8 protein-coding genes are annotated in these 12,744 nt (G+C 33.7%); 7 read left to right on the top strand and 1 reads right to left on the bottom strand.

The window, feature by feature from the left end; all coding sequences use genetic code 11:
• The first annotated feature begins 15 nt into the window (after window positions 1–15).
• The 7 genes from IEX29_RS11200 to IEX29_RS11170 all read left to right on the top strand — a co-directional run bounded on the left by IEX29_RS11200 (window position 16) and on the right by IEX29_RS11170 (window position 9,691).
• Entirely contained in the window at window positions 16–933 is a 918-nt protein-coding gene (locus IEX29_RS11200) for a sensor histidine kinase (protein ID WP_188734553.1), read from the top strand.
• Between the two features lie 29 nt (window positions 934–962).
• On the top strand, window positions 963–2,270 hold the full coding sequence (locus IEX29_RS11195) for a serine hydrolase domain-containing protein (protein ID WP_188734552.1): 1,308 nt from the start codon (window positions 963–965) through the stop codon (window positions 2,268–2,270).
• 427 nt (window positions 2,271–2,697) lie between these two features.
• Window positions 2,698–4,416 (top strand): methyl-accepting chemotaxis protein, encoded by a 1,719-nt coding sequence (locus tag IEX29_RS11190; RefSeq protein ID WP_204799032.1) that lies wholly within the window; start codon window positions 2,698–2,700, stop codon window positions 4,414–4,416.
• A 459-nt stretch (window positions 4,417–4,875) separates the two neighbouring features.
• Window positions 4,876–5,028: a 23S rRNA (pseudouridine(1915)-N(3))-methyltransferase RlmH gene (locus IEX29_RS11185; RefSeq protein WP_188734701.1), complete on the top strand. Its 153-nt coding sequence runs from the start codon at window positions 4,876–4,878 to the stop codon at window positions 5,026–5,028.
• Window positions 5,029–5,251: 223 nt separating this feature from the next.
• Window positions 5,252–7,075, top strand: coding sequence for a DUF262 domain-containing protein (locus tag IEX29_RS11180; protein WP_188734551.1), 1,824 nt, complete (start codon window positions 5,252–5,254; stop codon window positions 7,073–7,075).
• A 78-nt stretch (window positions 7,076–7,153) separates the two neighbouring features.
• The gene (locus IEX29_RS11175; protein WP_188734550.1) at window positions 7,154–8,812 is read left to right on the top strand and encodes a ParB N-terminal domain-containing protein; all 1,659 of its coding nucleotides are present in this window, start codon (window positions 7,154–7,156) and stop codon (window positions 8,810–8,812) included.
• Window positions 8,813–8,827: 15 nt separating this feature from the next.
• Window positions 8,828–9,691: a DNA adenine methylase gene (locus IEX29_RS11170; RefSeq protein ID WP_188734549.1), complete on the top strand. Its 864-nt coding sequence runs from the start codon at window positions 8,828–8,830 to the stop codon at window positions 9,689–9,691.
• Window positions 9,692–10,819: 1,128 nt separating this feature from the next.
• Here the strand turns inward: IEX29_RS11170 and drmB are convergent.
• Window positions 10,820–12,730: an MrfA Zn-binding domain-containing protein gene (gene drmB, locus IEX29_RS11165; protein ID WP_188734548.1), complete on the bottom strand. Its 1,911-nt coding sequence runs from the start codon at window positions 12,728–12,730 to the stop codon at window positions 10,820–10,822.
• Between the last annotated feature and the right edge of the window lie 14 nt (window positions 12,731–12,744).

Here is a 12,744-nt window from a genome sequence, read left to right as displayed (position 1 = left end):
GGTGGGTGAGAAAAAATGATATATGTTACGATAGGCTCTGTTTTGTCAGCATGTTTTTTTCTTGCCCATATTTTGTTTTTGAAAAAAGAAATACGAAGCGTCAGCAAGCAGCTTAAAGAAAGACACCAAAATAAAACAGATACGAAAATCAGGCTTGGATATTATGATAAGGATACAGAGTCATTAGCAAATGAAATCAATCTCCAAATCGATGAAACCAGGCACGCCATCGCCCAAAAAAGACGGACAGAGAATGAGTTAAAACAGGCTGTTTCCAATATTTCACATGATATTCGTACACCGATGACCTCTATTTTGGGATATATTCAATTTTTGGAAGATGATGCTTTAACCCATGATCAAAGAAAAGAGTATGTCCTGATTGTAAAAAATGGTGCATTAAGGCTAAAAGTGTTGCTGGAAGACTTTTTTGAGCTATCCGTTATTGAGTCAACAGACTATGCCTTGAAGATAGAGTCTATTCCATTAAATGATCTTGTTCTGGAGGTTTTGGCTGGCTTTTATGAAGAATTCAATCAAAAGCAGATCGAGCCGGCGATAAATATTCCAAAGGAAGATATAAGCATCATGGCAGATTCTTCGGCAGTGAAGCGGGTCATTGAAAACTTAATTACAAATGCTTTGAAACATTCTACCGGCGATGTAACCATTACTTTAGAAAGCATTCCATCTTTTGTTGAGCTAACGATTCGTAACCCGGCTCCGCAATTAAAGGAAGAGGATCTGTTCCACTTGTTTGACCGCTTTTATAAAGCAGATCAGGCAAGAAAGGGAAAAGGAACGGGACTTGGATTGGCGATTGCTAAAAGTTTAATGGAAAAAATGCAGGGGAGTCTTTCTGCGGAATTGGATAAGGGGCAATTAGTTATGAGATGTCAGTGGGAAGCTGGAAGTAAAAATGGAGATAAATAATAGTAACTTTGATTTTAAGGGGAAATGACATGAGAACAAAAGAACGGATAGGTAAATGGATAAAAAGATACGAAGAAAATGGCTATATTAATGGTTCCATTTTAATAGCTTCTAAAGGAAATATTCTGTTAAACAAAGGCTTTGGTATGGCAAATTGGGAGCATGCTGTACCTAATAAACCTGCAACTAAATTCCGCATCGGTTCACTGACGAAGGCTTTTACATCCATGGGTATATATCAATTACATGGGGAGGGGAAGTTAAATATAGATGACTGTGTAGGAAAGTATCTTCCTGACTTTCCGCATGGTGATAAAATTACAATCTATCATTGTTTAACAAGCACGACAGGAATTCCGAATTACACAGGTTTTCCTGATTTCTGGTCTAAAACAATGCGACTCCCGATGACTTTAAATCAACTGATTGATTCATTTAAACACCTTGAATTGAACTTTGAACCAGGCAGTAAATTCGAATATTCCAGCTCAGGATACGCATTACTGACAGCCATTCTAGAAAAGGTTTCAGCTATGTCTTTTGCAGAATACATACAAGCAAAAATTTGTCTTCCCTTAGGTATGAAAAATACAGGCTGTGATAACGGAATAGATATAGTTCCAGATTTAGCTTCAGGCTATTCGTTCTGGGAAAAACCCATTCACGCAGCATACGCAGATTTATCCTTTCCTTTAGGAGCCTATGGAATATATTCGACAACAGAGGACTTATTCCTTTGGGATCAGGCATTAAAATCATCGCAGCTCCTTAACGAAGAATTAATGGAAAAAATGTTTACTCCCAATTTTAGTTCCTACGCCTCAGGATGGGCGGTACCTGACATACTGGGCAGAAAATGCATGCATCATTTTGGAGATATCAGCGGTTTTTGCAGCAACTTTTTCAGGTTCGTGGATGAAGAGGTTACATTAATCTTTCTAAGTAATATGAACGTTACGCCTGTAACGCATTTAATGCAGGAGATGGCAAAGGTGGTTTTTGATGAAAAAGTATCTCTGCCTCTTCCTGTTGTTCAACCAATCAATTTTACAAACACGGAGCTTATTACCGGGAAGTATAAGATAGAAGATGATGAGAGCAAAATTTTAGACATTACTTCAAAGAATGGTGAAGCCTATTTAACTGTTTCTAAAACGTACGGGATATTATATAAATTTAAGCTTTTTCCAGTCAGTCACGACGCATCAAAAACAACTTTTTTAACGGAAATGGTGAATGAGCAGCTTAGTTTCTATTATTCCTCGTCAGGTGAGATAGAGAGTGTAGAGTATAAAGACTTTCATGGTAATAAATATATTGTTTATAAGGACTTATAGTTTTTAAATATTGTTTAGCAATCTGGTGCTGCATCATAAGAACATAAAACAAATACGAGCTTTCATAAGAAAAGGAATTCATTTTGATTATTTCATATCGGATGGATTCTTTTTTATTTTGTTAATACCGAGCATGTCCGCAAAGCAGCGTTTCTACCTAGAATCACGCCTTTAATTACTGGGAAATAATACGTCTATTTCATAAATTCTGTCGTTTTTTATCAAAAAACGCTTCATAAATGGTTAAATATACCGATATATAAGATGGACCTATTAACCTACATAGCAAGACAAATGACCCGTGTTCTATATATAGATATAGAATTCAACCGGGGGAAGGCAGATTTAGAAAGGAAATTATTTTATTAGAATAGATACAGTGAAAATTTACTGTAAATTTAAAATGGAGGGAAGAAGCAGCATGTTCATGAATAGAAAGAGAAAGAAGAAAAGGAAAGCTATTTTTAATCTGAAAAGCATTAAAAGCAAGATTATTTTTGCATTTTCCATCGTTATTTTATTAGTTCTTTTTTTAGGAGCTTACAATTCGATTACCATTAAAAAAATGAATGATGAAACAACAAAAATGGTTGAAGACAATCTTCAAATGTTAATTGCAAATACTGGATTGGAAACTGCCATGACCAGCCGGATATCAGCAGCCCGCGGGTACGTATTGACTGGAGATGATAATTTCAAGGAAGAATTTGAAGCGCTTACAAAGAAAGGAGAAGAGTTTGAAGAATTAGCAAAAAGTATTGGAGCCTCACAAGAATTGGAGAATTTAATCCGTACGACTAATGTATGGCAGACTGCTGTGGTCGGCGATGTCTTTGACGTGTATGACCGTGGCGATGAAGCGCAGGCGATATCGAATCTGAACGGCTTGTCATTTATGGTTGATAATATTACTGCAGAATATGAGGAGATGGCAGCAGATTCAGAAGCAGCCATTAATCAGGGCGGGGAGAAGATCATCGCTCACGGAAACCAAACTGTCATCATTGTCGTTGTTGTTTCGGTTTTAATTCTTATTCTCAGTGTGACAGCAGCACTTGTTACTGGTAGTGTTATTTCAAAACCGATCAAAGCAGTCATGGAGCGGATGAAGCTGATCGCAAGCGGTGACCTGAGCCAGGATGCCCTGCAGATACAGACAAGAGATGAAGTCGGACAATTAGTGGAAGCCACCAATGAAATGGCAAGCAATACGCGGAACCTGCTCAGACAAATCAACGAGGTATCTGAGACAGTGACAAATCAAAGCGAGGAATTAACCCAGGCAGCGAACGAAGTCAAATCCGGCTCCGAACAGGTAGCTATCACGATGCAGGAACTGGCTGCAGGCTCTGAAAAACAGGCAAACAGTGCCAGCGATCTGGCGGATATTACCGGTAACTTTACTACAAAAGTACAGGAAGTAAATGATAACGGTGAACGTGTTCAGCAATATTCCGATAAAGTACTTGAAATGACAACGAACGGGAGCGAATTAATGACCTCCTCCACAGAACAGATGGGCAGGATTGACCAGATTGTACAGGGGGCAGTTGTCAAAGTAGAAGCATTAGATACGCATTCCCAAAAAATATCCCATCTTGTTGCGGTCATCAAGGATATCGCAGGCCAGACTAACCTGCTTGCATTAAATGCTGCTATTGAAGCAGCAAGAGCAGGCGAACATGGAAAAGGATTTACCGTAGTAGCCGATGAAGTGAGAAAGCTTGCGGAACAGGTAGCTGTTTCCGTCACAGATATTACTGATATCGTAGCGAATATCCAGAATGAAACAAGTACCGTTGTCCAATCATTAAAGGATGGGTATGCCGAAGTAGAGCAGGGAACAGACCAAATCGTTACAACAGGAAAAACCTTTAAGGAGATCAATCAGTCTATCTCCAATATGGTGGAAAATATTAATCTTGTTAATGAAAACTTAGCCGATATTACCACAAGCAGTCAGGAAATGAAGGGTTCTATTGAAGAAATTGCCTCTATTTCTGAAGAAGCGGCTGCCGGTGTTGAACAAACCTCTGCATCGACTCAGCAGACAACCAGTTCTATGGAAGAGGTTGCGGGGAGTTCTGAGCAGTTGTCGAGGCTTGCTGAGGAGTTGAATGGGTTGGTAAGGCGGTTTAGGGTTTGAGGAATAGGAGTCGTTTGGTAGAAAAGTTACGGGGATAGGGAAGAATGCTTTTTTGTGGTTTTTAATTTAGATTTGAAAGTGGAAGTGAGTGTATATTAATCAGGATAAGAAATGGGTATTGTAAGTAAATTAAATAACAGATGTTTACCTAAATAAATTAACGGATTTTGAAAATAGGTGTAACTAAGGCACAATGAATATGATAATATAAAGGAAAAGATTAGTAAAATTAAAAAGATAAAGTAAGATGACAATTAAAATTATTATATTAACTGCTGGAAAGCTAAAGGATAAATAATTGAGTAAAGTATTTAGAGATATAAAAGTAACTAGGTGATTTTGTGAAAGTAATTATTGGCTAAGTGGTGGATAAAAAAAGATCTTGAGATGATGAGTGAAATGAAAACGAATGTATTCTTGTACAGGCACATCCGGATGCTAAACTTTGAGTAGCTAGCGATTTATGAGAAGAGTAAGTCTGTTGTTGCAACTGTTGGGGCGTCTAGGATAAGTGAAGAGGTACAGAAGCGGTGTGATTTGACGTTATCTTTTTCTAAGATAACGTTTCTTCATAAGTTGATACAGTTGGTGTTGTTGGGTTTTTCAGATTAATTGAAGATAGTATTGCCATAAGTGAATGTTTTTTGAAAAAGAAATGAATTTTATTGAACAAATTTGTAAGTATTATGATTCAGTAAAATGATATTAAGGAGAAGATAAAGAACTCTAATTTAACTAGTTATACTTAGCTAAACCTTAATATTTGATGCTAGTACAGCTTTTTCAATTGTTCATTTTATAAAAAAATTAATAGTTCCAAGGAGGTTAAATTATTATGAATATAAATCCAGAGTCTAAACCAATTTCTGAAATTTTCCCTATCGAAGGTAAGTTTATTTATAATATTCCCATTTATCAACGTAATTATTCTTGGAATAATTATAATATCGAAGAAATATATAACGATGTAATGAACGAAGAAGCTGGTTATTATATAGGGAATTTGTTAGTAACACGTATCCCTCATACTCCGAATGAGTTTGATGTAGTCGATGGTCAACAACGTTTAACTACAATTGCTCTTTTCTTTTTAGCTATTCATGAAGAATTAACAAATATAAGAGATAGGTATATAGATGCTAATAAAACCAGCAAGCTGGGTGAAATTTTTGCATTGCAAGCTGATATTGCTCGTAAGTTACGCACAAGTGAAGGTGATCCAAGATTAAGACTTCTCGATCAAGACGCAGAGATTTTTAAAAATTATTTGCAAGTTCTTGATGACAAACCAAAAGGAAGATTTGGAAATAGAACTTTCGGTAAGAGATATAAGTTTATCCAAGATCTAATTGGAGAAAAGGAAGAAAGTGGTGGTATTGATAAATTATCGAAAATAAATGAGTTTTATCACAAACTAAATAATGTTGAATTATTAAGAATAACAGTTAATGATTTAACAGACGCCTTTTCTGTATTTACTTCTTTAAATGCAAAAGGTTTGCCATTAACTTTAATTGACTTACTGAAATCTTATTATTTAAGCGAAGCTGTTCAACACTTTTCCGAAAAAGATGCTCTTGAAGAATGGAATAAATTGATTAGTATCTTTTCAAATGATGGAGAACCAAATTCAACTGCGGTCACTCAATTCTTACAAAATAATTATGATGCTTTTGAGGGAGAAGGAACTTCTTCAATTACTAAACACGCCTCTCTTCGTAAATATGAAAAACTATTTAATAATAATGGTTATCGATATATGAATACACTGATTATTAATGCTAGAATATTCTCTACAATAATTCCTAAAATAAAAAATGATCAAGATATTAAATATGGTGAAGAATTGGAAACTACAATTAGTAAATTATCAAAACTCGAAACATCGCCTGTTTATCCGATAATGATATATTTATTGAAAGAGTTACACCAAGAGAATATTTCAGAAGAAACTGTTGAATCAGTGTTTAATTATCTTGTTAACTTTTATGTACGGAGAAATATTGTACTTAAACCCAAATCATCAAATATTCGTTCTAAGACCATTCAAGTGGTTCGTTTACTTCAGAAAGAAAACAATTTAGATGATATTAGTTTATCAGTTACACAAAATATTTTGGATAAAATTAGTCCAAGCGATGGGGATTTTTTATCCGCGCTTAAGGGATCCGTTTATGATATTTCACCACAAACAGTACGCTTTGTTTTGATTGAACTTGAGCGCAAACATGGTCGTTATTTCAATAAGCAAAATCAAGAGAATTTCGACCAGTATGAAAGTAATGGTAAACCTGTGTGGTCACTTGAACACATTCTTCCACAAAATTTAAATTTAAAAGATAGTTGGAAAGAGATGATCTCACCAGAAAATAATGACTTGGCATCTAATCTACAAAAAGAAAATATGCATAGGTTTGGTAACCTAACTCTTACAGCGTATAATCCTGAGTTAAGCGATAAAGATTTTGTATATAAGCGTGATTACAGGCATAAAGATTCTAGTGAATACACTGGGTTAAGAACAAAACTTTTTTTAAATGAATCGATTACTCGTGAAGGTGAAAAAATTGAAACTAAAGATACGTGGACAATTGAAGATATCAGCGATCGAACAGAAAAATTGGCAAATTTAATTCTTCAAGAATTTCCTCTAGATTGATAAGATAAAAATTAAACATAACTAGGTTGTGTCCATGAAACTATACTAGTATCAAACTTTTAGAGAGGAAGTGTTTGGATGGCTTATTCAGATTGGAAAGAAATTAAAGTAGATGTTTCAGATATATTACTTGATTACGACAACCCTAGGGTTTTCATAGATGACTTTACACAGGAAAATCTGTTAAGATTTTTAGTAGATGAAGATGAATCAATTGAATTAGCTAATCAAATATATTTAAATAGAGGATTACCTTTAGCTGAAAAACCAGTAGTAACTTTAGAAAAAGGTAAGTATATTGTTTTAGAAGGTAATAGAAGAATTTCTGCATGTAAGTTATTACTTGATCCTCATTTGCTTACCGATAAAGAAACAACTAAAATACCTAAGATAGATACTGAGATGGAAAATTACCTCAGGGATTTTCCTGTTGTTTTAGCTCCAGATAGAAATTCGGCCGAGGCATTTATCACAATGCGTCATTCTGGAGATAGAAGTGTAAAAAAATGGTCTACTATTGCTACTACTAAAAGGTTTGTTAATAGATATAAAAAAGGCGAGTCTATTAATCATATTGCTAGAGTGCTTAATGAGAAAACTGGAGATGTTAGGAAAGGTATACGTTTTTTCTACTTTCTCGAATTTATTAGAAATGAGATAGAATGGAATGAAGAAGATAAACATCGATTAGAAATTTATAAGATGGAAACGACAAAATTAGATAGATTTTTGCCGTTTTCCAGAAAAGCTAAAGATATTTTGAAGATTGGCTTCGCCCCTGACCAACATATAAAGACTGAATTACCTATGGATGTATTTAAAGCGGCTTTGAAAAATATAATTAGTAGAATTTATTTAAAAAATGAGATTGACACACGCACAAATATGAATATTGTTTTTAATTCGGAAGTTATTGAAATGTGTAAATTACCTTCAACTGGTGAAATAGATCGTAAAATTACTGTAAATGAATCTAATGGAACAATTTCAATCGAAAAAGCTGGAGAAGGAACTAAAGAAGAGCATGTGGGAGAAAAAGAGGCGATATCAACCGAAGGAACTAAAAAAGAGCATGTGGGAGAAAAAGGAACGGTATCGACTGAAGGAATTAAAGAAGGGCATGTAGGAGAAAAAGGGGGGACGATATCAACTGAAGGAGTTGAGGAAGGATCTACAAAAATAAAAGAATCTGCTCCAACTGAAGGTATTATTAGGGCTGCTAATGATGTAAGTAAGTATGTTAACCTTACAGGAGCGTATGCATTTACAAATAAATATCAAAAAAATCAAAGAATCAATGCGTTAATTAAAGAAATAAAGAGTAATAAATATAAAGAAAATAGAATGGGCTCTATGTACCTGATACGATCACTGCTAGAAACATATACTCATGAGTATATAGATTACTTTGTTAAAGACGATAAAAAAGAGTATAGAATAAAAGGGATTGCTAGGGATAGGACAAAGCGCAACCAAAAATTAAGAGAACTTATATATAATAATATTAAAGATCATTTGAAAAAATTTTATCCTCAATATGAAGAAGAAATTGAACTTATAGAGATTACTTTTACTGAAAATAATAATGCAGCTACTACTAGAATTATTAATTTCTATATCCATTCCCAAACTCAAGTTCCCGATTTCCAAGAATTACTAGATGCTTGGAAAAAGGTGTCAACTATTCTGAAGTGTTTGGATGAAATTTTGTTCACAAATAAATTTCTGTCAAACTAGAAGGAGGTGAGGCAATTGCCAAGGACACTTTCTCCCCTTAGGTACCCTGGAGGAAAGACTCAATTATATAAATTTGTAAAAAATTTAATTGAGCAAAATAATATTTATTTGCCGATTTACGTTGAGCCTTTTGCTGGCGGAGCGGGGTTAGCAATTGAATTACTATTAAATGGTGATGTAGATTCTATTATAATTAATGATTTTGACAAATCAATATATAGTTTTTGGAGTTGTGTTCTTTATGATACAACTAATTTCATAAGTTTAATTGAAAAAACTCCAATTAATATAACTGAATGGGAAAAACAGAAAAAAATATATAATAATCAACAAAATTACAGTTGTCTTGAAGTGGGTTTCGCTACTTTTTATTTAAATAGAACTAACCGTTCTGGTATTATTAAAGGAGGTCCAATAAGTAGGGATGATAGTGGGCAATATAAGTTAGATTGCCGTTTTAATAAAGTTGATTTAATTAGTAAAATTAGACGTATTTCTTCATTAAAAGAAAGAATTAATCTTTATAATTATGATGCAATATATCTAATAAAACACGTCATTCCTAATTTCTCAAAGAGCAAACTTTTTATATTTTTTGACCCTCCATATTATAAACAAGGAAAAAATCTGTATACAAATTTTTATAATCATGAGGACCATAGAGAACTTTGTTATGAAATTAAAGGTATTTCTGATAGCCATTGGATAACTACCTACGATTTTAATGAGGCTATAGCTAATATGTATAAGGATTTGCCTAAAAAGGTTTATCAAATTCATTATTCAGCAAATCGGAAAAGAAAAGAAAAAGAATTTTTATTTCATAATATAAAAACTAAAGTAGATTCATTTGATAAAGTCCAATTTATAGAATATTAGTTGAGTTGGTCGGTGGAATGATCAACTCGAGTTAAAGATACAGTTTATTTGCACAAAGAAAAAAATAATATAATATTCTCCAATTGCGAAGGCTATAAATCAAAGCAAAGAAAGATCTTGTGTGAGCGCCACCATAGGATCCTACTACATAATGACAATGTTATTATCAGTTATTAAAAAGGGGAAAGGCACATTATTTTATGTATGGAGGCTGTAATTAGAATTACAGAATGTGTACTGGCCTCCAATCTATGCAAAATGCCTTGAGAACAGAGCATCTATAGTTATGAAAAATAGCAACGGAAAAGGTGATCAATCATGCATAGATGTCACCCTATGTAAAGATGAAAAGAATAATACTTATTACATAATCGATTGCCTTGCAATTAATTACAAGTTGAAATGGTAAATGTATCATTCGTTGATAAATAGTAATTCAGATTTGGCAAATTTCAATGGAGGAGTTCATTAAGATGAAAAAATACTCCCTCAATATGTATGTAGATGCTTGCTATGAGTCACATCTAAACAGAATCACTATCATGTTCAAAAAATATTGTTTATTTACTCAAAGTACCTCCTGTGATTACGTCTACTGTATTTCACTACTTTTGCTATGATGTTTACTATAATTTCTTAAATACATGATTTAATTTTAAAAAGTAGCCAAAGACTCTTTATCTGATTCAGTGAACCGGCAATTAAAAATACAAAATACTCTTTGACTACATTTTACGCAGAATACCTTGACATGGATCCTCTATGATTATGAATATTGGCATTGAGGCAGATGCTGAACCTTGACTAGCTGTAGAGCCTATCATGAAGATTTCTCCATCGTAAAGGCGAGAAAGAATAATATTTACCACATGCTCGATTGCTCAAACGTGTGTTAACAAAGCAGAATGGTAGATATTTGTCATTTGTGGCATTAGGTGGTACGTTTCAAGGCAGTAATCACCAAACCCAAATGATTCGAAGAATTGAATGAAATAAGAATTTTTTGCCAAGACCTATCGTGCAAGAAAGATGAAAAAGAAAACATTCTTCACGAATGAAGTAAAATTAGAAATGCCAAGCATATCGATTAATTTTTATTAAGCGTAGCTTAGCTGAATGCCTATCTGGTTACTTACTCTTACTAAAGAATCCTAAATTAGGTTCATCTATACTCCCTATAAGCACACCCCTATCAAGAAACACGTTCATTTTCTCACAGCTCGTCTCTGAAATAAGCGAACAAGCATGACAAGCAGCAGCATTTAAAGAATCCCTCCCCTGAGAATCACTTTCAATACAAACGGGGTCAAAACTACACCATTGAGCTTTTTCTAAACAAGAATCCAATATTTCAAAAAATTTTTCAGGAACTCCTTGCTTCGCGAGCCCTCCTAAAGTTCCTTCTGAATCTGCACTTGAAGTATATATTAATATTCCATACATTTCTTCATCTTTAGCATCTGAAAAATAAATTCTTTCCTTCAATGCAGATGAAGAATAACCACTACTAAAACTTAATTCCTTTATTAATAGATGAGATAATGTGTGAATTAAGTAATAATCACATTTGGTATATGAAAGTTCATCTTTAAATCGAACTTTTGCCTCTTTTCTAATTATTCGATTATACACTGAAGTATTTTTAATTCGTTTCTTCCAATCTTTAACTAGATTCGGATTAAGCGAGATAAAAATTCCTTCTCCTAATGAACGCATCCCCACATAATATCCATCTTTTCGCTTTAAAGATACTTCAACCGCTTCATCGATAGTTTCTTCTCCGTCCAGAATTTTTTCCTTCATTAATTCAGAGTCAGTGGTCTCGATTCTACTATAAGAGCGAAGAGCACTAACCACCTCTAATTGATGAACCAATGTGATACCATCAATTAGTTTATTATAAGGAGACTGTGTAAATTTACTTGGTGAAAAAATTTGAATGTTAAATCGCTCAGAGTCTTTATCATATTCCTCTTGCCCTGTAAGAACATCAAATTCTGGCCTTCTATAATCCATGATATTTCCATTTGCTTCCGAAGTTTTCAATTTAAAAAATTTGACTGATATTTCATTCTTAACTTCATCAAACTTCTTCTCTATCTTATCTGCTATCCATTCCATAAGCATCTTTATCTTTATATTATTATTTAGTTTTTCTATGCCATCAACTTTAGAAACAGATTTTAGTTCATCTTCTAATGAAGAATATTCTGGACAATTTTGAATCATCTCAATTAGTTTATTCTCTTTAAATGGAATATTAACTGAGCTAGATATGTTTGGAAAATAGAAATTATTAGCATTCTTTAAAAGTACTCTTAAACCCTCATTACACTTTTTACCACTTTCGGACTTCTTCCACTCATAATTTCCTCGACATTTAATTCCAATATCTTCTATCTTTTTTTGGAAGTTCTTTTCATCGAAAACCCCCATTAAATTTCTGGATTTTCTTTTTTTAGGGTCTTTTGTCGAACATGTTTTACATGTGACAATTAAGTCTGAAATTGAGCCTGATTGCCCAGTACTCTCCAGTTTAATTTCGTGATTTTTATACTCATTATAACTCATTCCTTCGTGTGGCCATTCCAACCAAGGAAAATCTTGAGCATGCCCATTTTTACAAGCACAGATTATACGTACTGGCACTAATTCAGTTTTTTTATTTCTGGGATCATAAGGTTTTTTATCAAAAGCGTCAATTCTTGATTTAACACCCTGCTCTGAAACCATCTCACGCCATTCACCAATTTTTTTCAGAATGCGATCATAAGGAGAAAAGTACCATTTAGGAAACCTTTTTCCAACGATATCTTGCTCATCTTTTACTGGAGGTTCAATAAAACCAGCCGCATCCATTTCAGTCTCCAATCGAATATCATGTATCTTTTCACATCTTTCTGTAGCCCAGTGTTCTGAATCCGCGATCATTACCGATTGATTGTTTACATCCATTAAAGCACCTATACCAAATGGCGTTAACAACTGAGACCTTCTAACGTTAAATTCTGGATTAGCATTTTTCTTATTATAGGTCATTTTATTTCACCTCA

Origin of the sequence: Oceanobacillus neutriphilus, from assembly GCF_014645515.1 — a bacterium.
GTDB lineage: Bacteria > Bacillota > Bacilli > Bacillales > Amphibacillaceae > Oceanobacillus > Oceanobacillus neutriphilus.
This window is presented reverse-complemented; position numbering and strand designations above follow the sequence as displayed.

Bases quoted from the DNA above. Each gene is read 5' to 3' on its own strand.
- IEX29_RS11200 (WP_188734553.1), top strand. From the start codon at position 16: ATGATATATGTTACGATAGGCTCTGTTTTGTCAGCATGTTTTTTTCTT.
- IEX29_RS11195 (WP_188734552.1), top strand. From the start codon at position 963: ATGAGAACAAAAGAACGGATAGGTAAATGGATAAAAAGATACGAAGAA.
- IEX29_RS11190 (WP_204799032.1), top strand. From the start codon at position 2,698: ATGAATAGAAAGAGAAAGAAGAAAAGGAAAGCTATTTTTAATCTGAAA.
- IEX29_RS11180 (WP_188734551.1), top strand. From the start codon at position 5,252: ATGAATATAAATCCAGAGTCTAAACCAATTTCTGAAATTTTCCCTATC.
- IEX29_RS11175 (WP_188734550.1), top strand. From the start codon at position 7,154: ATGGCTTATTCAGATTGGAAAGAAATTAAAGTAGATGTTTCAGATATA.
- drmB (WP_188734548.1), bottom strand. From the start codon at position 12,730: ATGACCTATAATAAGAAAAATGCTAATCCAGAATTTAACGTTAGAAGG.